General features: G+C 47.5%; 18 protein-coding genes. 11 read left to right on the forward strand and 7 right to left on the reverse strand.

The window, feature by feature from the left end:
* Position 1 precedes the first annotated feature (1 nt).
* The 4 genes from EJV45_RS00225 (at position 2) to EJV45_RS00240 (ending at position 5,546) form a co-directional block, all read left to right on the forward strand.
* The gene (locus EJV45_RS00225; protein WP_129713609.1) at positions 2-1,609 is read left to right on the forward strand and encodes a DUF4173 domain-containing protein; all 1,608 of its coding nucleotides are present in this window, start codon (positions 2-4) and stop codon (positions 1,607-1,609) included.
* Between the two features lie 477 nt (positions 1,610-2,086).
* A complete protein-coding gene (locus EJV45_RS00230; RefSeq protein ID WP_129713610.1) occupies positions 2,087-2,956 on the forward strand; it encodes a polysaccharide deacetylase family protein in 870 nt (289 codons plus the stop codon).
* 1 nt (position 2,957) lies between these two features.
* Positions 2,958-4,328, forward strand: coding sequence for a M1 family aminopeptidase (locus EJV45_RS00235; RefSeq protein WP_129713611.1), 1,371 nt, complete (start codon positions 2,958-2,960; stop codon positions 4,326-4,328).
* A 69-nt stretch (positions 4,329-4,397) separates the two neighbouring features.
* On the forward strand, positions 4,398-5,546 hold the full coding sequence (locus tag EJV45_RS00240) for a DUF3298 and DUF4163 domain-containing protein (protein ID WP_129713612.1): 1,149 nt from the start codon (positions 4,398-4,400) through the stop codon (positions 5,544-5,546).
* Between the two features lie 61 nt (positions 5,547-5,607).
* On the opposite strand, the gene EJV45_RS00245 is transcribed toward EJV45_RS00240, so the two are convergent.
* From EJV45_RS00245 to guaB, 3 genes are all read right to left on the reverse strand, one after another.
* Positions 5,608-6,069 (reverse strand): 3-oxoacyl-ACP synthase, encoded by a 462-nt coding sequence (locus EJV45_RS00245; protein ID WP_129713613.1) that lies wholly within the window; start codon positions 6,067-6,069, stop codon positions 5,608-5,610.
* Position 6,070: 1 nt separating this feature from the next.
* Positions 6,071-6,649, reverse strand: a complete 579-nt coding sequence (locus tag EJV45_RS00250) for a nitroreductase (protein ID WP_129713614.1) — start codon at positions 6,647-6,649, stop codon at positions 6,071-6,073.
* A gap of 117 nt (positions 6,650-6,766) precedes the next feature.
* On the reverse strand, positions 6,767-8,236 hold the full coding sequence (guaB, locus tag EJV45_RS00255) for an IMP dehydrogenase (RefSeq protein ID WP_129713615.1): 1,470 nt from the start codon (positions 8,234-8,236) through the stop codon (positions 6,767-6,769).
* Between the two features lie 775 nt (positions 8,237-9,011).
* Between guaB and EJV45_RS00260 the strand changes: the two genes are divergently transcribed.
* From EJV45_RS00260 to EJV45_RS00270, 3 genes are all read left to right on the forward strand, one after another.
* Entirely contained in the window at positions 9,012-10,844 is a 1,833-nt protein-coding gene (locus EJV45_RS00260; RefSeq protein WP_129713616.1) for a PQQ-binding-like beta-propeller repeat protein, read from the forward strand.
* A gap of 92 nt (positions 10,845-10,936) precedes the next feature.
* Positions 10,937-12,937: a DUF3857 domain-containing protein gene (locus EJV45_RS00265; protein WP_129713617.1), complete on the forward strand. Its 2,001-nt coding sequence runs from the start codon at positions 10,937-10,939 to the stop codon at positions 12,935-12,937.
* Positions 12,934-14,829 carry a DUF3857 domain-containing protein gene (locus EJV45_RS00270; protein ID WP_129713618.1) on the forward strand — a complete coding sequence of 632 codons (1,896 nt, stop codon included), beginning with the start codon at positions 12,934-12,936 and terminating at the stop codon, positions 14,827-14,829. Before EJV45_RS00265 ends, EJV45_RS00270 begins: the two co-directional genes overlap by 4 nt.
* A gap of 16 nt (positions 14,830-14,845) precedes the next feature.
* Here EJV45_RS00270 and EJV45_RS00275 read toward each other — a convergent pair whose 3' ends face one another.
* Both EJV45_RS00275 and EJV45_RS00280 read right to left on the reverse strand, forming a co-directional pair.
* Positions 14,846-16,132 (reverse strand): pitrilysin family protein, encoded by a 1,287-nt coding sequence (locus tag EJV45_RS00275; protein WP_129713619.1) that lies wholly within the window; start codon positions 16,130-16,132, stop codon positions 14,846-14,848.
* On the reverse strand, positions 16,125-17,363 hold the full coding sequence (locus tag EJV45_RS00280) for a pitrilysin family protein (protein ID WP_129713620.1): 1,239 nt from the start codon (positions 17,361-17,363) through the stop codon (positions 16,125-16,127). The genes EJV45_RS00275 and EJV45_RS00280 overlap by 8 nt, the downstream gene beginning before the upstream one ends.
* A 195-nt stretch (positions 17,364-17,558) precedes the next feature.
* On the opposite strand from EJV45_RS00280, the gene EJV45_RS00285 reads away from it, so the two are divergent.
* Complete coding sequence (locus tag EJV45_RS00285; RefSeq protein ID WP_129713621.1) at positions 17,559-18,683, forward strand: CofH family radical SAM protein; 1,125 nt, start codon at positions 17,559-17,561, stop codon at positions 18,681-18,683.
* Positions 18,684-18,808: 125 nt separating this feature from the next.
* On the opposite strand, the gene EJV45_RS00290 is transcribed toward EJV45_RS00285, so the two are convergent.
* Complete coding sequence (locus tag EJV45_RS00290) at positions 18,809-19,669, reverse strand: ferritin-like domain-containing protein (protein WP_129713622.1); 861 nt, start codon at positions 19,667-19,669, stop codon at positions 18,809-18,811.
* Between the two features lie 12 nt (positions 19,670-19,681).
* On the reverse strand, positions 19,682-20,470 hold the full coding sequence (locus tag EJV45_RS00295) for a ferritin-like domain-containing protein (RefSeq protein WP_370291086.1): 789 nt from the start codon (positions 20,468-20,470) through the stop codon (positions 19,682-19,684).
* Between the two features lie 56 nt (positions 20,471-20,526).
* On the opposite strand from EJV45_RS00295, the gene EJV45_RS00300 reads away from it, so the two are divergent.
* From EJV45_RS00300 to scpB, 3 genes are all read left to right on the forward strand, one after another.
* Positions 20,527-21,306: a LytTR family DNA-binding domain-containing protein gene (locus tag EJV45_RS00300; RefSeq protein ID WP_129713623.1), complete on the forward strand. Its 780-nt coding sequence runs from the start codon at positions 20,527-20,529 to the stop codon at positions 21,304-21,306.
* The gene (locus EJV45_RS00305) at positions 21,296-24,226 is read left to right on the forward strand and encodes a two-component regulator propeller domain-containing protein (RefSeq protein ID WP_240755147.1); all 2,931 of its coding nucleotides are present in this window, start codon (positions 21,296-21,298) and stop codon (positions 24,224-24,226) included. The genes EJV45_RS00300 and EJV45_RS00305 overlap by 11 nt, the downstream gene beginning before the upstream one ends.
* A 255-nt stretch (positions 24,227-24,481) precedes the next feature.
* Positions 24,482-25,048: an SMC-Scp complex subunit ScpB gene (scpB, locus tag EJV45_RS00310; RefSeq protein ID WP_129713625.1), complete on the forward strand. Its 567-nt coding sequence runs from the start codon at positions 24,482-24,484 to the stop codon at positions 25,046-25,048.
* Positions 25,049-25,135 lie beyond the last annotated feature (87 nt).

Here is a 25,135-nt window from a genome sequence, read left to right on the forward strand (position 1 = left end):
AATGAAAATAAAAATTAAATACGACTTGCTCCCGCTGCTTTCAATCGCAGGCGGTCTTCTTTTCAGCCTGCTATTCTGGGATCAGGCGCCCGGCCTCAATAAACTGGTTTACTCGGCTTTTATTTTGCTGGCGTTGCTTTTAAGCCGGAACGTTCCTGCAGACAAAGTCTTTGCCCTGTATGCGGCCATACATCTTTTTTCGGCGCTAATGATTGTAGTGAACCATTCTGAAATGGCGGCCTGGGCTTACTACATCAGCCTGTTTGCATGGGTGGGCCGTGTACATTATCCGCTTTTGAAGACTGCAGGAACGGCAATCGTTGCAGGCATTTTCCGGTTTGCCACCTTGCCCTACACCCTTTTTCAGCGCCTGAAACGGATGCGCATTGCAGGGATCTCACTCCGCCCCGTTTTGCGCCAGCTTAAGTACGTGCTGCTGCCCGCGTTCATACTACTCGTTTTTACACTCGTTTATGCAGCAGCCAACGAACAGTTTGCCGATATGCTGTCACGGCTGATCAATTCGATATTGGATGCCATCAGTCTGCTTGAAAAGATCATCTCAGTTAGAATGATTCATATCCTTGCAGGCATGGCCATAACCGCAGCCCTGATCCTTAACTATGAGCCTTCTTCATTTGAAAGAATAGAAAGCCGGCTTACCGAAGCGCTGATCAGAAAAGAAAGGCACGACCGGACGAAATCTGCGTTACATGCGTTTGCCGAAATTTTTTCCATTAACCTGTCGGGCCGTAAAATGGCGCTGAAAACGGAGTTTATCAATGCCCGCATCTGTTTTGCGCTCCTAAACCTTCTGCTGTTATTTGTGAATGTGCTTGATATGATCACCCTGTTCACGAAAGGTGCTGACCTGAATAATCCTTCGGCAGCCTTGCATGATGGCACAAATGCACTGATCTTCAGCATCGTGCTGGCCATGGCAGTGATTGTTTTCTTTTTCAGGGGGAACCTGAACTTTTTAAGTAATAACCGTCAGCTGAAACTGCTGGTCTATGTATGGATTGTGCAGAATGCATTTCTGGTTCTCACCGTCGCCCTGCGCGATTATCATTATATAGACCTTTACGGGCTTACCTATAAGCGGATCGGTGTTGGCGCATTTCTGATTCTCTGCTGCGCAGGACTTTTTACGGTTTACGTTAAGGTAGCTGCAACGCGAACCTTCTTTTACCTGTACAGGTGGAATGCCTTTTTCTGGCTGATATTCCTGACAGCTGGTAGTGCTGTAAATTGGGATGTGGTAATTGCAGGCTATAATGTAAACAGGGCAGACCGGATTTCACTCGATGTAGATCACCTGATGGGCTTGAGCGACAAAGCCATTGCAATCCTTCATACAAACCGTGATCTGCTTAAAAAGCAGGTCGCTGCGATTTCAGAACAGGATGATCGCACGACCGTTCCAAAACCCGGGCAAGATAGCCTGAAACAGGATGCCGGCGCCTTACAGCTTGAAGCAGCAAAAGAATTTTCAGAGCAGCTGGAATCGAAAATTGAACTGTTCCGTAAGCGGCATGAAAAAAGTGGCTGGCAGGCCTGGAACCTGCCCGACCAGCGAACAGCGAGGTATCTTGAACATATAAAGTAGCGCGGTATCCCTGGCAGCAGTGTTGTGGGGCGGCTGCCGGGGCAAAACCGTAAATCATTGTCTTTGGGTAAAAAGTTGAAGAAGGAAACAAGATCTTTCTGAACAGTCTCAAAGACTTTTGATGCTTTTATGCAAGAAGAGATACACAGCCTTGACTTCATGCCAAACGCAGTGTAATGCGGAGGGATCTCCCTGGTGCTCGGCATTGCCGTCACCTTGATGAAAAAAGCTTTATAACGAGCAAAGGTGAGATTCCTCACCGCACAATTCGCGGCAGAAACAATTTGGCCTGCGGTTTCGGAAGGAACCCCCGCGGCGGTGAGCGGTCCGATATCACAGCTTACATTTATTGAGAACCGAAGGGCTACAGATTACGCAAAACTATCCCCGGACAACAGTGACCCTAAAATCAAAAGCACGCAAAAAAGATCGCTGTAATTTTTAGCTTTGCAGCAACACAAAAATTCACACCCAACAATGAAGAATAAGGTACTATCCCTGGCTGCTGCCGCACTAATCTTTACTGCCGGCTGCCAGTCTAAATCGCAGCCTTCCAATACCGCTACCGATAAACCGGGCGATTCGACGAGCGCTGCTTCGCCTGCTGCCACGGTAGACGTCTCGAAGATTAAGCCGGCAAAGGCTTCCGATATCCTGGCGAAGAAACAGGTTCCTATTCTTTGTTATCACCAGGTGCGGAACTGGCGCCCTACAGACGGCAAGGTTGGCAAAGACTATATTGTTGAGATTCAAAATTTTAAAGACCAGATGAAAATGCTGGCAGACAGCGGCTATCACACCATTCTGCCCGACCAGTTGTATGCATACCTGAATACCGGCGCCCCGCTGCCCAGCAAGCCTATCATGCTCACTTTCGATGATACCGATATGGACCAGTTTACCATCGTTCGGCCGACACTTGAGAAATATGGCTATAAAGCGGTATATTTTATCATGACCGTTTCCATTGGCAAGAAAGGCCTGATCGAGTATATGACAAAAGATCAGATTAAACAACTTGCTGCCGAAGGAAACGTAATTGGCAGCCACACATACGATCATAAAAACTTCAAAAAATACCAGGGCAAAGACTGGGAAGAGCAACTGGACAAGCCGACCAAAAAACTAGAAGAAATTACCGGGAAGAAAATTACTGAATTCGCTTATCCCTTCGGACTGTGGAACAGCCAGGGTATTCCCGAACTAAAGAAACGCGGCTTCAGAATGGCGTTTCAACTGGCTACAAAACGTGATGAGCAGGAACCGCTTTACACGATCCGCAGGATCATCGCCAGCGGCTACTGGAGTCCGAAGACGTTAAGCAATAGCATAAAAAATAGCTTCTAGCATGCTTTCCCGTAAGATCATTTTTTTGCTTGCCGGCCTCATGGAAATTGTTTCGGCAGTGCAGGCCCAGGTACCGCATCTGACCGGAACGGTCCGCATCAACATGGCTCAGGGCCTTATTAGCTGTGATTTTACGTTATCAGATCTTCCCCGCCTGGGAAAAGACTATCAGGTACTGCTAAATAAAGGATTCAACATTAAGGCCATACGCGACAGCGCCGGCCTGGTGTTAAAATACGGCGGTTTTTATAATGGCAAGATGCGCGGTGAAGGTTTGTGTTACACGCCGCAGCGGGGCGACAGCACCTATGCAAACCCCGGCACGCTTCGGATTACGTATACAGGTGCATTTCCTGTGTACACCGATACGTTAAACTTCATCGATTTTAAAGGCCTGATTGCCTTCAATGGCAAAACACTGCGTGCAACCGATCAGTCTAAATGGTATCCCGTTATTTATGATACCAGAAACGACAGGCTTATCGAACAGGTCACTTACCGAATCATTGTCGAGGGTGCTGATGCAAAAATGCTCTTTGTCAACGGCGACAGTCCGAAAGCCGGTCCGAAGGCTATTTTCGAATCAAAAATACCGGCTGCACCACTTCTTTTTGCCGGCAATTACCCCATCCAGCAAACCCCGGGCGCCTGGTTCCTGAATACAAAAATGACTGCTGCAGAATTGTCCGGATTCGAAAAAAACATAGCAGAAATGAAACAATTTCTCTCTGCAAAACTGAACGTCCCTTATCATACAAAGAACGTATTTATAGAACACGAGCCTGTAGAGCGCTTTCAGCAGGGGCGGGTGTGGGGATTTGTGAATTTCCCGGTTATAGCCTTTGCCGGGACATCGCTAGGCAGGATGGTCGACACCAGGACCTCTGCGCTCAAAGACAGTTCCGACTACCCGTTCATAGCGCATGAAGTAGCGCACTATTACTTTGGCAACGTGCTCAGACCGAATGCTACCCTATTCTGGTTTTTTCTCGAATCGACAGCAGAATACCTCGCGGTTAAAACTGCTGAAGCCAAGTTTGGAAAGGCCTGGGCAGATGCTCATTTCCAGAAGCAGGCAAAAGACCTTGCCGGCTTCAAGGCGATTCCGCTTGACCAGATCAGGAACCAGGATGAAGTCTCGGGAACTTACAGGTATAATTACGGGCCCCTCCTGCTGCGCGGACTTGAACAGATAGTTGGTGAAAAACGTATGTACCGTTTGCTGGAACAATGTCTGCGTGCTGACGGCCAGCTCACTGATTATGCTTTTTTCAAAAAGCGGGCCGCAGAGGCAGGGATTACCGCTAATGAATGGTTGCAATTCGAAAAAACCTTTATCAGAACTTCGAACGCAACCGCAGCCATCAGGTAAGCTTGCACCATACTCTCGTTGTTGAAACAAACAAAGTTGCCGGTTACTCGTTAAAAGGAAAACATCACCATGAAACGTCTTCACCTTTTATACGGTATTGCTGCGCTGCTCAGTTTTGCAGCCTGCACCGAATCAAAACAAACAACAACTGAAACGACCACAGCAGTACCAGCTGCTGAAGCTAAACTTGACAGCCTTTTTTACAAACATCTTGAAGGCAGCATTGCAGGCAAAGCCATCGTCATGGAGCTGATCAGGTCTACTGATTATGCAACCGGGTCATATTATTACAGGGATATTGGCATCCCAATTAAACTTCAGTTTGATTCAATTGCGCCGAATGGAGAACTCCGGTTTTCTGAGATGATGTGGAGTACAAGCGGCAACCCGAAAGCACCCCAGTTTATTGTCAAATGGAATGGTAAGGCATTCACGGGGACCTGGAAAGACGAAGATAAAGGAAAGAATTTCCCGATTGTTCTGACAGAGACCTATGCAAAGTCTTCAGTGCCTTTCAGGGTGATGAAGGTTATCGATTCTGTCTACGCCTTTCCGGGAAAGAAAAACTCACCGCAGGCGAAAGCTACCATTCAGACGCTCATTGCTGAGGCAAATCCCAATTCACGATTTGTAAATACCCAGATAAAAAGCATTATGCAGCTGCAGGGTTCGGATTGGAATAAGGCATTGAAAGCGAGCGCACAACGATTCTTCAACGACTATGATACCGGCATTTCTGAAGAAGACCTGAATGATCCTGAACTGGCCCGTGCATCCATGAATTATGAATCATTGGAAACACTGGGTGTGCGGTACAATGAAAAAGATTTCCTTGTTTTTGAAGCCATGAATTTTGCCTATACGGGAGGTGCACACGGAAATCATGGTATTACATTTACCTGCTTCGACCTGAAAACAAAGCGCCGGCTGAAGCTGAAAGACATCGTAAATATAGATTCGGCAGGACTTCAGCGCCAGATAGAAAAAAGGTTCAGACAACAGTATGGCCTGGCACCCGGGGCCAGTCTTAAAGAGATTTTGTTCGATGATTTCCTTGCGGCAAATGAAAATGTCTACTTCAATGATAAGGGAATCGGCTTCCTGTACAATCCTTATGAAATTGCTGCGTATGCTGCCGGCGAACTTGAAGTATTCGTTCCTTACACCGATGTACGCGGTTTTATCGTACCTGCGTTCAAACAGCGAATGGGCCTGTAGTCTGCCGCAAAAAAGAGAGGCCGCCTCAAAAAGGCAGCCTCTCTTTTTTTCAATAGTATTTTCAGATAACCTGCAGGATTCTGAAGTGGCGCCCATTGAAGGATACCTGCGCTCCAGCCTGCTGATCTGCGAGTACCTTACCAAGCGGCGAGGCCTGGGAAATAGCTGTTACGGCTTTGCCGGATACCTGTAAAGTCCCCCCGCTGACGCCGATAAAAAACCAGCCCTGATCGGTCTCGACAAGGCTTCCGTTTCTGACTTTGTCAGAGCCTGCGGCCGGCAGCTGCTGTAAAAAAGTTTTTTGCCTTCCGGCCTCAAAGAGCAGCTTGCGGTTATTATCAATCTGTTGCTGCATCATTTCCCGGGTGGTCTCATATTTATCGCCCGCGCTGCTTTTGGTATTATCTTTTGACGCCTCTTCGGCCAGACGGAGTGCTGTAGCAGCTTCTTCAAGCCGGCGGTCAATCAGGCTTGCCACAGCAGCAAGCACATCGGCTTTCATGCTTTGATCGTGTATGTTCATACTAATCCCTCACCCAGCGGACTTTCTCTTCGATGGGCGTCCGATTGGCCTCGCGCGGAGCGTCATGATGGTAACCCATATAAAATATGCCCAGGCATTCTTCCTGAGCTTCAAGATCGAGAAAGGCCGATAGTGAACTGATCATGCCCGGGCTGCTCCAGTATGAACCGATCTGCAGGGCCTCTGCTGTTAGAGCCATGTTTTGCACGGCAGCGCCTACTGCTGCAATTTCTTCCCACTGCGGTACCTTCTCTCTATGGTAGCGGATATTTATTGCAATCATCACAGCAGCACGCGATGCCTTATCGATGATGCTGTCGTATTTTTTTTGAAGAAAAGATGCAGGCGCAACCGTCTCCTTATAAAACCTGGCCAGTTCGGCACCAAACCGGCGCTTTCCATCGCCTGTAAATACAACAAAACGCCAGGGTTGGGTCAGTTTGTGGGTGGGTGCATAATTTGCACTGGCAAGCACCGCTTCAATCGCCTCGGCAGGAACTTCCTGATCGGTATAACTTTCGGGAAAAACGCTGCGCCGTTGCCTGATCAGGCGCTCTATGGTTTCAAAAGACTGATTCATATCGGGTAAAAATAGGGATTAATTTGTAGGGTGCTTGTAAAATGTGACAGACGGTGCCGCCCATTTATGCGCAAACAAAAACCCCGCAGGTTGCTGCGGGGTTGTATGCTGTCTGGCCTATCTGGTGTAATTTGGCGATTCTTTGGTGATCGTCACATCGTGCGGATGACTTTCGCGCATTCCCGCAGCCGTGATCCTGACAAATTTTGCTTCCTGCAATTCTGCAGTAGTAGCTGCTCCGCAGTAGTGCATTCCGGCGCGAAGACCGCCAACATACTGGTAAATCACTTCAGCTAACGTTCCTTTGTAAGGCACACGCCCAACAATACCTTCTGGTACCAGTTTGGTTACAACATCGGTTTCATCCTGGAAGTAACGGTCTTTGGAACCTTTTGCCATCGCATCAACTGATCCCATTCCGCGGTATGATTTGAATTTCCTGCCTTCGTAAATAATGGTCTCTCCCGGCGATTCTTCCACACCTGCAAAAAGCGACCCGGCCATGATAGAACTTGCGCCGGCAGCGATAGCTTTAACGATATCTCCCGTTTGTTTGATGCCCCCGTCGGCAATGACAGGAATATTTCTTCCTTTGAGCGCCTGTGCACACTCAAATACCGCATACAGCTGTGGAACGCCGACCCCGGCAACAATCCGCGTGGTACAGATCGATCCCGGCCCGATACCAACCTTCACTGCATCTGCACCCGCATCGGCCAATGCAATGGCAGCATCGGCGGTAGCGATGTTACCGGCAATAACCTGCAGGTCTGGATACATGCTTTTTACACGCTTCACCATGTCGATCACGCCTTTAGAATGTCCGTGTGCGGTGTCTATAGTAACTACGTCTACGCCTGCCTGAACCAGTGCGGTTACACGCTGAATGTTATCTCCGGCAACACCGATCGCAGCACCAACACGCAGCCGCCCGTGTTCATCTTTACAGGCTTTCGGATAATTTTTATATTTCTGGATGTCTTTATAGGTAATGAGGCCAATCAGCAAACCTTGCTTGTCTACCACAGGAAGCTTCTCGATCTTGTGATTCTGAAGAATCTCTTCTGCCTGTACCAGGTTCGTCCCTTCGGGCGCGGTGATCAGATTTTCTTTCGTCATCACTTCTACAATAGGCCGCTGCATATCTTTTTGAAAACGCAGATCGCGGTTGGTAATGATGCCAACCAGACTATTACCGTTACGAACCACCGGGATCCCACCGATGCTGTTTTGCTGCATAAGTTTAAAGGCATCGCCCACAGACGCACCCTCATCTACAGTTACCGGTTCCTGAATCATTCCGCTTTCAGAACGTTTCACTTTGCGTACCTCACCTGCCTGGCGTTCAATCGTCATATTTTTATGCAAAATGCCAATCCCCCCTGCCTGTGCAATTGCAATAGCCAGCTCAGACTCCGTCACCGTATCCATTGCTGCAGAAATAATCGGAACATTCAGCTTGATGCTGGCAGTAAGTTGCGTGCTGGTATCCACATCGCTGGGAAGCACTTCAGAGTAAGCAGGAACCAACAGTACGTCATCGTATGTAAGTCCCTCGGCAATAAATTTATTGGGATCGAGTTGCATAGCAAATAATGATTAGGAGTTATTATTTGCCGGGCAAAGGTAATTCAAAATTTCATGATTCACAACCGCGACAAGGTTTTGACCTGCCAAAATGTGATCATTCTGACAAAACCCTGTCCGGCGACTTGCTGAACTCCGGGCATAGTTCTCAACTCATTGTTGTCCGGTAAAAATTTGCAGACCAAAATAAGATCTTTCTGAACAGTCTCAAAGCAATATCTGCATCAATTTTCTGAATCAAGCCCCTGAATTTTATGTCTATGGGTTTTACATACAGGCGGCGGTTTTGATGACGGTTTTGCCTGATTACTGTCATTGATAGGTGCGAACCGGCCTTGTATCTTCTCGCCGCAGAAAAGTATTAAAAGTCTTGCAATGTTTTAAAGAGGTTGGGAAGAACCAAGGAGGGGAACCAGCCCGGAACGGAATGGCGCAGGGATAATCCGGGCCTTTTCCCGCCGCCGTCGGACTTTTGATGCTTTTATGCAAGAAGAGATACACAGCCGGAGCGTTTGTTCATGTCTTGTATGTGGTTTTTAATGGTACGAACGCTTTCGGCTATGCCTCAGGTTGCTTCTTTTTCGCCAAAAAGAAGGAGCCCCCGCGGCGGTGAGCGGTCCGATACCAGAGTTTTCACATTTATTGAAAGTCGAAGGGCTATATACTTTTGCAAAACTTTCCTCGGACAACAATGATTCTTAACTTCTTAATTACAATCCCATTAGATTCCCGCACAAATGCGCATATTTAAATTATAAAACAGCAAAAAGACGCAATGAAAATTTTCCTCGGTTTTCTCTTCACCGCCCTGTTAAGCATCAACGCAGCAGCGCAGCAATTCAGATATGCATTTGTAACCGACACACATGTGGGTTCAGACAGCGGCGAGCGCGACCTTCGTAATACTGTAGCCGATATCAACGAGCTTACCGATATTGATTTTGTGTTGGTAACGGGCGATCTGACAGAAATGGGCACCAACAAGGAACTAACCCTGACAAAAGAGATTCTTTCCGGACTGAACAAACCCTACCATGTCATCCCGGGAAACCACGATACCGGCTGGTCCGAATCGGGCGGTGTTTCGTTTATCCGGACTTTCGGCGCTGATAAATTTAATTTCACGCACAAAGGGTTTACGTTCATCGGCAATGCCTGTGGCCCCTATGTGCGTATGTCTGATGGGCATATTCCCCGCGATGGTATCATCTGGATGGACAAGGTGTTAAAAGATGCGCCAGCAGGACAGCGAATTGTATTTATCAATCATTATCCTTTAGATAACAGCCTCGATAACTGGTATGAAGCCACCGACCGGTTAAAACGATACAACATTCAATATGCCATTTGCGGACATGGACACCAAAATCAGCCTTACGACTTTGAAGGTATCAAAGGCACGATGGGCCGGTCTAACCTGCGGGCAAAAGACAGCATTGGCGGTTACAATATTGTAACGATGCGGACAGATTCTGTATTCTTTGCCGAAAAGAGACCGGGACAGGCGCTTCGCAATCCATGGAGAAAGTTTGGGCTCGAAACGTATCACAATGACGGCCGCAGTTATGCACGGCCGGACAGCGGCATCAATGCCAGATATCCAGAGGTGCGCAAATCATGGACTTATCACAGCGCGGCAAACGTTGTAAACACACCGCTGCAGCACAAAAAGCTGGTGATTTTTGGAAACAGCCTGGGCACGATAGAAGCGCTTAGCGCCGATAACGGAAAAAAGATCTGGAGCTTCCAGACCGGCGGCGCGATCTACAGTTCTGCGGCTTCGTGGAAAGACCTTGTCATTACCGGCTCAGGCGATGGCAAAGTTTACGCACTAAGAGCTGCGAACGGTAAGCCCGCCTGGACATTCGCAGCAAAACAGTCTGTGCTTGGAAGTCCGCTGGTTGAAGGCAAAACTGTTTATATCGGCTCCAGCGATAGCTGTTTCCGGGCCCTGGATGCGCGTTCCGGCAAGGTCATCTGGACTTTCAACGGCCTTGGCGGGACGATCGTAGGCAAACCGCTCATCACCGGAAATACGATTGTATTCGGCTCATGGGACCGTCATCTGTACGCGCTTGATACCAGAACAGGTGCGCTGTTATGGAAGTGGAACAACGGCAATGGCAACCGGATGCTATCGCCTGCCATGTGTACGCCGGTCGAAAAAGACGGTGTAATTTATATATCAGCGCCCGACCGTACCCTCAGTGCGATTGATCTTGCTACTGGTCAGACCCTTTGGCGCAATAACGAAGCCCGGGTGCGGGAGTCGACCGGCATCGCCGCCGACGGCAGCTTTATTTATGCAAAGACCATGCAGGACGAGGTGGTGGCTTTTAAACCCGGCCGCACGAACAGCGGAATCGCCTGGAGGCTGAACGTAGGTTTTGGGTACGAACATGCCCCATCCATGCTCATTGCCGGTAAAGACAAAGTATATTTTGGTACGCGTAACGGCGTAGTTTATGCAATCAGCCCTGACGGAAAAGCAACACGATGGGGCCATAAGGTCGACAATTCAATGGTAAACACGGTAAATGTGCTTGCCGGCCGCAGAATCCTTGTCTCTACAATGGATGGTGTGGTTACGATGTTGCAGGAGCAATAACGCTGAAGTGTCGGCCTTCTGTTCATCTTATTTTTATTTTTTTATTTAATCACAAAAACTATATCATTGCATTAAGATTAACGCTATCTCTCATGCATCTCAAATTCATCCTGGCATTGCTGCCCTTAGCAATTGCCTCTGCTGTTGGCTTCGCCCAAAGCCAAACCACACCTAAAACCTTCAAATTCGGAAAAGTCGATCCCGCTGAATTTAACGTCCGGGCCGCCGGAGCTGACAGTGCTGCCGCTGCCATTAAAATATTTGATATCGGGAACGGCTATTTTGAAATAAATTCGCTTACCGGAGGCTTCGCATTTGTGTACGAACGGCATTTCCGGTACAAGATCAACAACAAAAATGCATATGACCTTGCTAATTTCGAAATAAGCCTTTTTCGGGGTTCAGGAACCAGCAAAGAAACGGTTGATAACCTGGAAGCCGCAACCTATAACCTCGAAAACGGAAAGGTAGTAGCCGTCAAAATGGCTAAAGATGCACGCTTTACCGAAAACGTAGACAGATTTCGCAGCATCAAAAAATACACGCTTCCAAACGTTAAAGAAGGCTCAATTATCGAATACAAACTGCGCATCAAATCAGACTATATCTTCACGCTACGCGACTGGTCCTTTCAGGGAAGTTACCCGACACTATATTCAGAGTATTCAATCAGTATCCCCGAGTACTTCCGTTACAAGGTAAACCCTACCGGATTTTTCCCTATCCAGGTTGTAAAAAACGAGTCGGTCAATGCCAGCTACTACATTTCGGGCGCGGGATCTGTAGGAACTACGGCCTTATTTACCAAATATGTAGTCGAAAATGCACCCGCAGTAAAAGACGAGTCTTTTATCACAGCGCTGAGCGATTATACGGCGAAAATTGAGTTTGAACTGCTTTCAACGAACTTCCCCGGCGAATTTTACCGGGATTATACAGGGAACTGGGGCAAAATTATAGCAGACCTGTATGCAGATGAAAGTTTTGGCGGTTATGCAAAAAAATCAGGATTTACCCGGAGCATCGTTACCGAACTGATCAAGAACGACACGGCAGATAAAGACCGCATCAGGCATATTTTCAACTATGTTCAAAAGAACATGAAGTGGAACGGCAGTCACCAGATGTACAGTTCATTTACAAATGTGAAGTCGGCAATGGAAAAAAAGACAGGCAATTCGGCAGATATCAATCTTGCTTTGCTTGCCCTTTTGTCTGAAGCAAAAATAGAAGCAAGCCCCGTACTGCTGAGTACACGGCCGAATGGGGCGCACCCCGGTTATCCCATGCTCAGCAAGTTCGACAATATTGTTATTGAGGCCGTAGCCGGAAAGGAGACTTATCTGCTCGATGCAACCGGTCCGGAGAATTATCCGGGCATGATTGGGGCGGTAAGTCTGAACCATACCGGTTTGCGGGTTGGCTCGTCGGCCGGATGGATCTCACTCGAAGCATCATCTCCGGCGCGGAAGACTTATATGTACAATCTCACCCTTGGCACTGACAATAAACTATCAGGTACCCTCTTCCATTACAATAGCGGGCACAGCGGTGTGAGCCGGCGCACGGGCTACCGGAAAGCGGCTAACGAGGCCGACTTTCTTAAATCGTTTAAATCTGAAAAACCTGGCTTAAACATTCTCAAGTACAAAGTCGATGCTCTTGACAATTTACACGAAACGCTTATTGAAACGATGGACATAACCATCGACGAGCAGGTTGAGGAAGCGGGCAATTTGGTATATTTTAATCCGCTTTTATTCGAACGTACAAAAGAGAATCCGTTCAAACTTGAAGAACGGAAGTTTCCGGTAGACTTTGCCTATCCTTCGGAAGAAGTATATAAGATTATGGTGAGTTATCCAGTGGGATACAAAATCGAGAAGACACCAAAGAGCGAAATATTTAAACTAAAAGACAATTCAGCGGCATTTACTTTTATTTTCAATGAGCAGGATAATCAGATACTTATAACAAGTAAGATCGCTATAAATAAATCTCTCTTCAGCCCTGAAGAGTACCACGATCTGAAGGAGCTTTTCAAGAATATTGTAAGTAAACAGGCAGAACAAATTGTTTTCAAAAAGATATGATCAGGAAATTGATAACAGCAATTCTGACAACCTGCTTTGTTACCGCAGCCTCTGCACAAGACTACGATGCAGGCAAAATTGCGGGCAACCTTCAGGAAAAAGCATCTTATATTGTCCGTATGGATGATACCCGGTTCGAAGTGAAAGGTCCCGGAAACGCCGTGCAGACCACCAAATACGTCGTAACCGTACTAAATAAAAACGGCGACCATGCTGCTGCCTTCACCGAGTTTTACGATCGTTCCAGTTCGATTTACAACCTTAAGGCAACCCTTTATGACGCCTGGGGTAAAAAAACAAAAGAATACAAATCATCTGATTTCATAGACCAGAGCGCCATTTCAAGCTATTCGCTTTATGAAGATTACCGGGTGAAACACCTCGCTGCAAGCAACCAGAGTTATCCTTATACGTTCGAGTACAGTTTTAGTAAAAGTTTTGACGGGCTGCTCAATTACCCCTCCTGGAATCCCCTGGCCGACTTTGGTTTTGCGGTAGAGCGCTCGTCCTATGAACTGATTGTTCCAGAAGGATTTAGGGTGAAAATGCTTAAGAGCAATAATCTGCAGACAGATTCGACACTGAAAGATCACAAAATGCACTATCGCTGGACAGCCAGTAACCTGGCCGCGTACGAGGATGAGCCATTCAGTACAGGGCTGAACCAGCTTACACCATGGGTACAGGTATCGCCAAATAAGTTTGTTTATGACCGGTCTGAAGGTAAGCTTGGCAACTGGAATGATCTGGGAAAGTGGATTTTTGACCTGAGCAGCGGCGGTGACAAGTTAAGCCCTGAAAAAGCAAAACTCGTACATGAATTAACAAAGGATTGCGTTACGCCGGCACAGAAGGTGGCCGTGCTCTATAACCACCTGCAGCAAAGCACCAGATATGTCAGCGTACAACTCGGGATAGGCGGCTTTCGCCCTATAGCCGCTGAAAAGGTCTCGCAGGTAAGTTATGGCGATTGTAAGGCGCTTTCTAACTATATGAAAGCCATGCTGCAGGAAGTCGGCATTTCTTCGCAACTTGTAGTGATCGGCGCAGGCATGCCATCACTGAAAAAAGACTTCGCGAGCTTCAATCAGGCCAACCATATGATTCTGAGTGTTCCTATGGGAAAGGACACGACGTGGCTTGAGTGTACCAGCCAGCGCACTCCGGGCGGTTATGTGTCTCAAAGCATAGCAAACCGCACAGTATTGCTGGTTACAGAAAAGGGAGGTGTTTTAGCGCGCACACCCGCGCTGACCCCTCAGAAAAACTATCAGCGCAGACAAGCCGAAGTTGTACTGCATGAAGACGGAAACGCGGATATTATGATCAATACGACTTTTGGGGCTGCTCAGTATGAAGGCAATATGGAGATGTTGTCATCTGAACCATCTGAACAGCGAAAGTATCTGATTGAAAGTTATAGTACTATAAGCCCTGAGATTATCTCCTATGCGCTGCGTCAGCCAGATCGTACAAAAGCTGAAATGCAGGAAGAGCTGAAGGTAAAGGCATCAAAAATCCTCACATCTGGTGGCGACAAAGCATTTTTAACCCTGAATCTGCTGAACAGGCGGGAGTCTGTTCCTGCTTCAGTAGAAAACAGGAAAACTCCCTTTGCTCTTCCTTTCGGGTTTCAGGACGACGATGAGTTGACCTTTACACTTCCAAAAGGCTACAAAGTTGAGTTTTTGCCCAAGCCGGTAAGCCACGAAAGTGAGTTTGGAAAATATGAAATCAACATGAGCGAGAAAGAAGGCAAAATAATTTACAGACGACGCTTGCTGATCAATGACCGTACTTTTGGACCAGACCGGTACAACGCCCTGGTCGATTTTTACAAAAAGATCTACCAGGCAGATAAGGTCAAGGCTGTTCTGGCAAAAATATCCTGATAAAAAAGGCTGCAGGTTAAACCTGCAGCCCTTGTTTTTTTCCAACCACCACTTCAACAAAGTTTTGCGGGTCCAGATAACGACGCGCAAGCTGCTGCAACTTATCTGCGCTCACCTCGCGTATGGTCTGGATATAATTTTTGTAATACCCGTAGTCAAGGCCCGAGAAATAAACATTCTTAAACTTGTCTGCGTGCGAAAAAACGTTCTCAAGGCTACCCAGTAATGAGCCCATCATGTAGTTGCGAACCAGCGAAAGCTCCTCCTCGCCTATCAGCTCTTCATGTAAGAGGCTGATTTCTTTGTAAATTTCCGAGAGTGCTGCCCCGCAGACATCAGCGCCTACTTCTGTCGACACAAAAAAGTAACCGGCATGCTTCAGCGATGCAAGTCCGGAGCCGATTCCATAGGTGAAGCCTTTATCTTCGCGGATGTTGGCCATCAGCCTCGAGCCGAAATATCCACCCAACACACAGTTTAACACCTGCAAGGCAGGGAAATCCGGATCGCGGCGGTTAATACTCAGTGAACCAAGGCGGATGGCTGATTGCAGGGCGTCAGGAACTTCACTGTAGATTTCTTTACGGGATGAATCAGGAGCTTCAAAATGCTGTGCCTCACTTTTCTGCGTTTCATTCCAGTCGCGGCCAAAAAACTTGTCAAGCAGCGAGAAAGATGTTTCTTCGAACTTACCCGCAGCAATGATGGTGCAGTTTGCCGGGCCGTAACCGGCTTCAAAGTAATCCTGCAGCATAGCTCTGGTCAGCGCATCAAAATCTTCGGCTACCGGAACATATCCATAGGGCGTTCCTTCCAGCAAAGTTCCCGAAAACAATCTGCGCGCAACAAAATCGTTTTTCTTAAGATTTACCAGCAGTTTTTGTTTCTGGTTGCGAACAAAGATGGCAAGCTCTTCATCAGGAAATACGCTGCCTGTAAGCACATCGTATACAATCGGCAATACCGCTTCAAGATGTTTATTCAGGGTATACAACGTGAGCGACGCATGGTCCGGGTTGTAATCCGTCTGCAGAAACGCACCATAAAAGTCCACCCGTTCTGCAATTTCTTTTGCAGACAGGCGCGCCGTTCCGTTATTAAGCAGGTTGTTTGCTGCCATTGACTGCAGCGGATTCGCCTGCCGGCCTATATTCTCGAAAATAAACTCGATCCTCACCAGGTCCTGTTCGGGTGCGTAAAGTGAAAAGACCGGGACCCCGTTTTGCAAATGACGCTTCACCGGTTCGATGAAGTGTATATCTGAAACCAGCCTGAAAGCCGGTGCTTCGCTTCTGTTAAGCATTTTTTAAATAATAAAGGATGGAACTTTTTTCTTTTGTAAACGTAGCCGCCGCAGCCTGTCTGATCTGTCCGGCGTCGACATCAAGGTAACGGCCTGTTTCTTCGCTCAGCAGGGCTGCATCCCCAAGCAATTCGTAAAAAGCAAGGTTCATTGCCTTGTCGAGTAAACTCATCTCGGCAAATAGCATAGTCGATTCCACCTTGTTTTTTACTTTTGTTAGCTCTTCTTCAGTTACCAGCTCTTCAGCCACACGCCGCAATTCTTCCCAAATTGCCTGTTCAGCCTGTTCCATAGCGATACCTTCAGCCAGTTTACCTTCCACAATAAAAAGCCCGTTATCAAGACTACCCATGTTATAGCCGTTAATCTCGGTAAAGAGCTGCTTTTCTTTCAAAAGAGCATTATACAGTCTCGACGACTTCCCGCGGGAAAGAATATCAGAAAGCAGGTCAAAGGCATAATAATCGGGATCTGTACGTTTTCCCATTTTAAACGCCATATAGATCGCATCCAGGGGAACATCGGCCTTCACCGTTTCCGTTCTGGCCTCTGTTTGCTCCGGCTCCTGGGGTAGAGTACGGTTATACTTTTCTCCGGCCGGAATGTCGCCGAACCATTTGTTCGCCAGCGCTTTCATTTCGGCAGTTTTTACATTACCTCCTACCACGAGGATCGCATTCTGCGGATTATAGTGTTTTTTAAAAAATGCCCTGACATCTGCCATGGTGGCGTTTTCTATATGCGACAGTTCCTTCCCGATGGTTGCCCAGCGGTAGGGATGCTCACGGTAGGCCAGCGGCCGCAGTTTAAGCCAGACATCGCCATACGGCTGATTCAGGTAACGCTGCTTAAATTCTTCACAAACCACGTTGCGCTGAACCTCCAGGCTTTTATCAGTGAATGCCAGGCTCAGCATCCGGTCGCTTTCCAGCCAGAAAGCTGTTTCTATATTTTCCGCAGGCAGCGTCAGATAATAGTTCGTAATGTCATTGCTGGTGAATGCATTGTTTTCCCCTCCTACCCGCTGCAATGGCTCGTCGTAGGTTGGAATGTTGACAGAGCCGCCAAACATTAGGTGTTCGAAAAGGTGTGCGAAACCTGTTTGTTCAGGGTTTTCATCCCGCGCACCAACATCATAGAGTACATTTAATACGGCCATCGGCGTCGTGGGATCTTCATGCACCAGGACTTTCAGTCCGTTATCAAGCGTAAAACGGTTAAAACTTACCATAGGATCTGCTAAAGCCGGTAAATATAGTTTATTCCTTTGTAATCTTTCCCTGCATTCAAACAGCTGATGCCATACTGACAATTTCTTCGCTCCCGGCTCAATCGCCTCATCGCTTTTTTGTAAAATGCATCACATTTTCGGTCCGACAGTTTCTGCCGGGCGCATCAGGAACGGTATTATTGGTATATTTGCAGTATGAATACTGCCGACTTGCTGCAAAAAGCCCGGAACTTCGAATTTCTTAGTATTGAAGAAGGAATGTTCTTATTCCGGGAAGCAGATACCGCTTCGCTGATGTTTACCGCAAACGCGCTCAGGAAAATCCAGGTTCCGGGCGGCAAGGTTACCTGGCAGATCGACCGGAATGTAAATACGACAAATGTTTGTATAGCCAATTGCAAGTTCTGTAATTTCTTTCGCCGCCCAGGCCATGAAGACAGCTACATTACCGACATAGAAACCTATAAAGTAAAGATTGAAGAGACCTTCAGGCTTGGTGGCGACCAGTTGCTTCTGCAGGGCGGGCATCACCCCGATCTGGGCTTGCAGTTTTACGCAGACCTTTTCAAAAAACTGAAAGAACTTTATCCTGACCTGAAGTTGCATGCGTTAGGTCCGCCTGAGATCGCGCACATTGCTAAACTGGAAGGCATCTCGCATACCCAGGTTTTAAGTACACTGAAAGATGCAGGTCTTGATTCACTTCCCGGCGCAGGCGCCGAGATTTTGAATGACCGTGTTCGCCGGTTGATCAGCAAGGGCAAATGCGGGGGAAAAGAATGGCTGGATGTGATGCGTGCCGCTCATCAGCTTGACATTACCACCTCTGCAACCATGATGTTCGGGCACGTGGAAACCCTGTACGAACGTTTTGAGCACCTGGCCTGGATCAGGGAGGTACAAAGTGAAAAGCCCGAACATGCTAACGGATTTCTGGCCTTCATACCCTGGCCGTTCCAGGATGATGGCACACTGCTCAAACGCCTGCGCGGTATCAGCAACAATGTCTCTGCAGATGAATACATCAGGATGATTGCCCTGAGCCGTATTATGCTGCCCAACGTCCGGAACATTCAGGCCAGCTGGCTTACCGTTGGAAAAAAGACGGCCCAGTTATGCCTGCACGCGGGGGCAAATGACTTTGGGTCAATTATGATCGAGGAAAACGTGGTTTCAGCCGCTGGCGCCCCTCATCGCTTTACCGCTGCAGGAATTCAGCGCGCCATTCGCGAAGCCGGCTTTGAACCGCAGCTGAGGGGGCAGAAATATAACTACCGCGATCTTCCCGAACATCTTGAGGAACAGGTGATCAATTACTAAGCCTAGGAGCTGCGCGACAGCCTCTCACAGGTACCTGAAAAAGCGCAGGTTACCCATGCTTAAAAAAATGGGATAAATGGCTTTCGCCACTTACCCCATACCTAAAACTAAACGTTTATGGAACGTTATACAATAAACGGATCGACGATTGCCAGGATCTGTTCTTTTGTTAACGGCTCGTCGAAAGCCTCTGAAGCTGCTGCAGCAGAAACGTTTTGACCATTAATGTTCTGGATCCCGATACCCGCCTGCGATTTTACCTCTTCACCGTTATAGGATGGTTGCACACCTGCGTCAGCAATACCACTCTGGTTTTCAGTGATCCACGGTTTAACGACTACTCCTGATGGCACAAGCGCTCCGTTGGCACGACGCATGCGGCGAATATGTGCTGCATGACGTGCTTCTACAGAGTGAATGTTCAGCGCTGCTTCAAGTACACCGCCGCTGCCAAGCAGATCTCCGGCCTGACCTTTATATGCGCGAACCCCTGTATCTTCAAATGTCTGCGCTACAGCAAGGAACAATCCATAGTTTGAAAAGGCATCTTTATAAGGGCCATTTCCCGATCCGTTGCCGCCAGAGAAATCGAAGGTTGGTTTTGGCACCGGTGTTCCGCCAGCCTGCGTAATTGCCGTTCTTAAGAAGGCCACATGCTGGTTTTCATGATCACGTATAGTTGTAATGGCACCGGTTGCCGCACCGGCAGGAATCAAGGCAGTGCCACGGGCCACCGCCTGCGTATAAAATTCTGCCTCAAGATATTCCAGTGTAAGTGCAAAGTTCAGCACGTTCAGCACAGTAGAGCTGGTCTGGCGGCCATACGCTTTTTTAAACATCGATCCCAAAGCAAAAGGAAGTGAAGCAAGCGCAATTTTTGATCCGAAGCCATAGAAATCTTTCATGGCCTGTCTGCGCGGACTTAACCTTTCGGTAATGGTATCGTCTGCTTTTTCAATTTCGTCAATAATATCTAAAATATTCATGGTCGCTGAGGTTTAAGAAGGTAAATTGCTTGCGTTAATTTTTGTTTTGATATACGCACCAGCGATAGCCAGAACGTCTTTCGGTGCTTTTGATTTCTCCAGACCATTGGCATCCACAACTTCGCTGTTTGCAAAAGATCCTTCAGCAATCAGGTCACGGATCAATGCCGCATGACGTGCCTCAACCGAAACGATCTTCCCTGCAAGAAGCAGATAGTTTTTGTCCTTGATCAGTTTTCCGGCGCCATTGTATGCAGCACAACCCAAATCTTCAAACGCCTTTGCCGTATTAAGGATAGATGTCTTATCACCAAAATTTATCGAAGCGAAGTTTACTTCAAGTGCAGGGATCGCATTGCCCTGCAACGCGTTTTTGAAAAATTCGCGGTGCGCCACCTCATGGTCACGAATATCTGTGAGATAAGCTTTTTCCATATCGTTGAAGGTACTGAAGCCTGCACCGGCAACTACCTGCGTATAGAAAGCTGCTTCCAGCTGCTCAAGCGCGTAAGCATAATTTAATATGCCAATATCGTCTTTACCGAGATCGACGCCATCGCCCGTCTCGAAATTTGGGTACCGGTTTTTCTTACAGCCGGCAGCCACCAGGGCCATCCCTGCAACGCCCGCGCCCGCAAACTGCAGGAAAGAACGGCGGGAGCTGATTAGTCCGCCTGAGCCTGAAATCAGCTGTGATTCTTGATTGTCAGTAGTTTTCATCATGGAAAAAGTTTTAAGTTTCTTAAAGTGATCTTCACCATTTACGAAAGCCGGCGTGCAACGGATTTCCTTTGTTGTCATTTTTTTTATCTGAAGGTTTTTTTGAATAACTTAACGGGCTCAATCAACACACAGAAATGCTCAAAGCCATCATTGTCGACGATGAAGAGTTTGCCCGCTCCTCACTCTTCTTTCTGCTGCAGCAAAACTGCCCTGAAGTAGAAATAGGCGGGATTGCACGCTCGGTCGCCGAAGCGAGAGCATTGCTTCTCCAGCAAAAAACCGACCTCGTCTTTCTTGATATTGCCATGCCGGGCGACAACGGTTTTGAGCTGCTTCCCGCGATTGCACAGCAACAGGCCATGGTCATTTTTACTACTGCGTATGATCAGTACGCGCTGAAGGCCATAAAAGCCAATGCCCTGGATTACCTGCTCAAACCAATAGACATTGATGAACTTAAAGTGGCCGTTGCCAGAGCTGCAGAGCGAAAAAACTTTAAAGACAGCCAGGGCGGTTTTTCCGACCGACTGGAAAACCTGGCCGGTGATCTCAGCACCCGGAATGAGCTAAAAAAAATCACACTGCCAAATGGCCAGGGATTCAGGGTTATTGAGCTCGACAGCATCGTACATATAGAGGCAGACAGCAACTATTCAGTCTTTAACCTGGTTAACCTTGAAAAAATAACGGTTTCAAAGGTTTTACGGGAGTATGAAGAGCTTTTACCCGATACGCGATTTGTCAGGGTACACAAGTCAAGCATTGTAAACCTCGATTTTGTAAAAGAATTTCACTCACGGAACGGGCTGCAGATCATTTTGAAAAATGGCGATGCCATCAACGTATCCCGCCGGCGCGCGCCAGATTTCCTTGAAAAAATAAAATCCTATACCAATATTCAGGTTGAGAAATAAACACCTTCACCGGATTCTATGTTTATGCGGTCTTCTTCTGCTGACCGTACCCGTATTTGCGCAGTCGCCTTACCTTTCCAGATTTACGGTCAGACAGGGCCTGGCAGGTAACAATTGTTTTAATGTACTGCAGGATCGCAAGGGTTTTATTTGGGTAGCAACAGATGCAGGCGTAAGCCGCTTCGATGGTAAAGAGTTCGAAACCTTTACGGTAGATAACGGATTGCCGGACACACAGATTCTTCAGCTGAAGGAAGACCGTGCGGGCAGGATCTGGTTTCTGGCTCTTAATGGCAAGTTGAGCTATCATTATAAAGGTCTGATCTACAACGAGCAAAACAACCCGATGATCCGCCAGTTAAACCTGCATGCGGTTATTGTATCATTTCTTGAAGACAGCCGCGGCCGGATCTGGTTCGGCTCAAATGCCAATCGTGTAGGCATGTGGGATGGCCGCCGCTTTCATGTGTACACCAGCCCCGACGACAAGTCCCAGTTAATAAACGCCATTCTGCATGAAGATCAGGAGGGCCGCATCTGGGCCATCAGCAATGCGCATGCCTCGCTGCTAAACGGCAGGTCGTTTAAGACCGTGAGCGCTGGCCGGCTGCCACTTTCCTTTAAGACTGCGGTAAATATGCAGGACCGCACCATGCTTTTTATTGACCGAAAGGGTCTGAACAGGTGGAAAAACGGAATGGTTCTCCCCTCCATGCCGATTGACAGCTCACTGCTTACAGCTAACCCCGGTTATTTTTTTTACAGCCTGAATAGCAGCCTGTGGATCAGCAGCCAGAAAGGTGTGCTGAATCTGAAGAATGGTGTTGTGCGAACTTTTTTGCCCGGGACACCGGTTACGCAGACAATTGAGGACCGGAACGGCAACATGTGGTTCACAACGCCCAATGGCCTGTACATGCTTGCCCGCGAGGGTGATCAGGTTTTTATCCTGAACAGGGATAACGGGCTGCCAAATGAATCGCTGCGTTCTGTAGTAATGGATGATAAAAACAATCTGTGGCTGGGCAGCAACAACGGGCAGATCACAAAGGTAAATTCATCCAACTTTGCCTGTCATACCATCGATCTGCCGGATAAGCGGGTTTTCAGATCGATCAAACAGCTGGAGCTGGATGGCAACAGTCTTTACTTCGCGTCAGACTATGGCTTTGGCGTGGTGAGGAACATCTACAAAAAGCCTTACAAAATTGATTATCTCCGCGAAGCAAACGGGGTACTGTTTGTTGTAAAACACTTTAGTCTGGGCAGTAACAGGCAGGTTGCGCTTGCACTTTCATCAGGCGTTGTGATTATTCCCAACCGCGAAGCACCAAAGCTCGAATTTTCGTCGCTGCGATTCCGGGAGAAACACGATTTTTTTAAAGACCGCGCGTATTATGCATTTTACGACCGCAAACATCACCTCTGGTTTTCAAATATTGAAGGGCTTTTCGAATTTTCTGAGGGCAGATTAAAAGCCCATCGGGATGCAGCCGGTCTGCTGAACAAACGTGTTAACGATATGATCGAGATGCCCGACGGAACACTTGTACTGGCAACAGATGGCTATGGTCTTGTGTTCTATAAGCCGGGCCATGCTGTTTCGCACCTGAGCAGGGCGCAGGGGCTGACGGATAACATCTGCAATAAACTTTTCGTAGCCGGAAACGATATCTGGGTCGTCACGAACAAGGGCATTAACAAGGTTAGAAAGGAAGGCAAAGGTTACAAGGTCTCGATATTTGAAAACGGCAAAGATCTTCTGAACAATGAAGTGAATGATGTGTTCATCGGCAGGCAGAATGCCTATTTCGGTACAAATTCGGGTCTCGTTTTTCTGGCCACAGACAAGCGGAACACGGCAGATCTGTCCCCCCCTCCTATTTACCTAACGGCGATCACAAACAACAAATCGCCCCTGGCCATTGATACCGATAGCCTCGTGCTTAGCCCCGGCAACAACCTTAACATTGAATACAGCGCACTCAATTTCCGCTCGGGGAATGTAATGTATCGGTACCGGCTGAAAGATGATGGTGCCTGGACACAAACAAAAAACCGCCGCATTGAATTGTCTTCGCTTGAGCCGGGCAACTATAGCTTTCAGGTTAGCGCGAGAAACCAGAACAGCACATGGAGCAATCCCGCAACCCTGCGTTTTGAAGTAACCGGGATGTTCTGGCAGCGCCCCTGGTTCGTTGTAATCAGCGTTGTCCTGGCTGCATATATCTTTTATCTCCTGGCCGTCTGGATCACCAGGCGACAGAAAAACAAAGAGCAAAAACAGTTGCTGCTCCGTAATAAGGTGCTGATCCTCGAGCAGCAGGCCTTGCAGGCCATGATGAATCCGCATTTTGTATTCAATGTAATGAACTCCATTCAGCATTTCATCAATACGCAGGATAACTCAGCTGCCAACCGGATCCTTACCGGTTTCGCGAAACTGATCAGAAAAAACCTCGATATCTGTACAAAGAGTTATATCCCTGTTGAAGAAGAACTGGAATACCTTAACCTTTATCTCAAACTTGAAAAAAACAGGTTCGGCGAGAAATTGAACTATGCGATAGAGGTTGACCCCGGCATTGATAAAGAGGAGACAATGATTCCGTCTATGCTGCTGCAACCTTACATAGAGAACGCAATCTGGCACGGAATCATGCCCCAGGAGCAAGGGGGAACGATTCTCATCACTATGAAAGGCCAGAATGACAATCTTTTTATAGAAATCAGGGATGATGGCGTAGGCATAGAAAATTCGAAGCGCAACAAACGCCATGCGCACAGTAGCAAGGGCATGGAACTGACCAGAGAAAGAATCGGACTGTTGAGCCAGATTGCATCAAAACCTATACAACTTCATATTTTTCAGAACGGTGCTTCCGGCACCACGGTACAAATTTTACTACCGCTGCATTAATGATTACCGTTTACTCAATTATAACTACCACTTACTAAAATGCCTGAGGGGGTGTCTTAACTTTGCTCTATAATTGTTTCATGATATCAGGTAAAAGACCTGATTACCAAAAGCGTTCTTATAGAATTGATATAGATATTTAAACCTAACCTAAAACTATATCTTAATTCAGGTTTCATTTGTGTGTTGAAAGCGGTAAAGTTTAAAACTTTCCCGCTTTTTTTGTTTTATGGCGCTTTGAACTACCTTTGTCGCATGTCTGATGCCGCAGTTCAACAACATATCGAAGCCCTGATTTTTTCTGCTCAGGGTAGTATTTCAGAAGAAGACATTCGCCTTGCCATCTATACCTCTCTTGGAGCAGAGCTCAGCAAGGCGGATATTCAGGCCGCCTGTACGGCCCTTGAAGAAAAATATGCAGAGACAGGTTTTTCGTTCAGACCGGTAAAAATTGGCGGCGGCTATCAGTTTCTGACGAAGCCGGAATTCTTCAATTCTGTTAATGTGCTGCAACAACAGCAGGCAAAAAAGAAACTTAGTCAGGCTGCTATAGAAACCCTCGCCATTGTGGCCTACCGGCAGCCCATAACAAAACTTGAAATTGAGCAGATTCGCGGCGTTAACTCAGACTATTCGGTGCAGCGTTTACTCGAAAAGGAACTTATCAGCATTGTAGGCAAGGCAGACGGTCCCGGCAAGCCGATCCTTTACGGAACAAGCGCCCAGTTTATGGACTATTTTGCGCTCTCTGGCATTGATCAGCTGCCGAGGCTGAAAGACATAACAACCGACGATAATTCAATTGGGGAGGCCGGGGAATGATACGTATGACCGTGGTCTGCCCGGGCTTGTTTTCTTGTTTTCTTTGAAAAGAATTTTGTAATTTTAGTTCAGTAAAAATCACAGCAA

Source organism: Pedobacter sp. SYP-B3415 (assembly GCF_004138205.1).
GTDB lineage: Bacteria > Bacteroidota > Bacteroidia > Sphingobacteriales > Sphingobacteriaceae > Pedobacter.

What these genes read in the sequence shown, in the direction of transcription:
- EJV45_RS00225 (WP_129713609.1), top strand. Translation starts at nt 2, where the DNA reads ATGAAAATAAAAATTAAATACGACTTGCTCCCGCTGCTTTCAATCGCA.
- EJV45_RS00230 (WP_129713610.1), top strand. Translation starts at nt 2,087, where the DNA reads ATGAAGAATAAGGTACTATCCCTGGCTGCTGCCGCACTAATCTTTACT.
- EJV45_RS00235 (WP_129713611.1), top strand. Translation starts at nt 2,958, where the DNA reads ATGCTTTCCCGTAAGATCATTTTTTTGCTTGCCGGCCTCATGGAAATT.
- EJV45_RS00240 (WP_129713612.1), top strand. Translation starts at nt 4,398, where the DNA reads ATGAAACGTCTTCACCTTTTATACGGTATTGCTGCGCTGCTCAGTTTT.
- EJV45_RS00245 (WP_129713613.1), bottom strand. Translation starts at nt 6,069, where the DNA reads ATGAACATACACGATCAAAGCATGAAAGCCGATGTGCTTGCTGCTGTG.
- EJV45_RS00250 (WP_129713614.1), bottom strand. Translation starts at nt 6,649, where the DNA reads ATGAATCAGTCTTTTGAAACCATAGAGCGCCTGATCAGGCAACGGCGC.
- guaB (WP_129713615.1), bottom strand. Translation starts at nt 8,236, where the DNA reads ATGCAACTCGATCCCAATAAATTTATTGCCGAGGGACTTACATACGAT.
- EJV45_RS00260 (WP_129713616.1), top strand. Translation starts at nt 9,012, where the DNA reads ATGAAAATTTTCCTCGGTTTTCTCTTCACCGCCCTGTTAAGCATCAAC.
- EJV45_RS00265 (WP_129713617.1), top strand. Translation starts at nt 10,937, where the DNA reads ATGCATCTCAAATTCATCCTGGCATTGCTGCCCTTAGCAATTGCCTCT.
- EJV45_RS00270 (WP_129713618.1), top strand. Translation starts at nt 12,934, where the DNA reads ATGATCAGGAAATTGATAACAGCAATTCTGACAACCTGCTTTGTTACC.
- EJV45_RS00275 (WP_129713619.1), bottom strand. Translation starts at nt 16,132, where the DNA reads ATGCTTAACAGAAGCGAAGCACCGGCTTTCAGGCTGGTTTCAGATATA.
- EJV45_RS00280 (WP_129713620.1), bottom strand. Translation starts at nt 17,363, where the DNA reads ATGGTAAGTTTTAACCGTTTTACGCTTGATAACGGACTGAAAGTCCTG.
- EJV45_RS00285 (WP_129713621.1), top strand. Translation starts at nt 17,559, where the DNA reads ATGAATACTGCCGACTTGCTGCAAAAAGCCCGGAACTTCGAATTTCTT.
- EJV45_RS00290 (WP_129713622.1), bottom strand. Translation starts at nt 19,669, where the DNA reads ATGAATATTTTAGATATTATTGACGAAATTGAAAAAGCAGACGATACC.
- EJV45_RS00295 (WP_370291086.1), bottom strand. Translation starts at nt 20,470, where the DNA reads ATGACAACAAAGGAAATCCGTTGCACGCCGGCTTTCGTAAATGGTGAA.
- EJV45_RS00300 (WP_129713623.1), top strand. Translation starts at nt 20,527, where the DNA reads ATGCTCAAAGCCATCATTGTCGACGATGAAGAGTTTGCCCGCTCCTCA.
- scpB (WP_129713625.1), top strand. Translation starts at nt 24,482, where the DNA reads ATGTCTGATGCCGCAGTTCAACAACATATCGAAGCCCTGATTTTTTCT.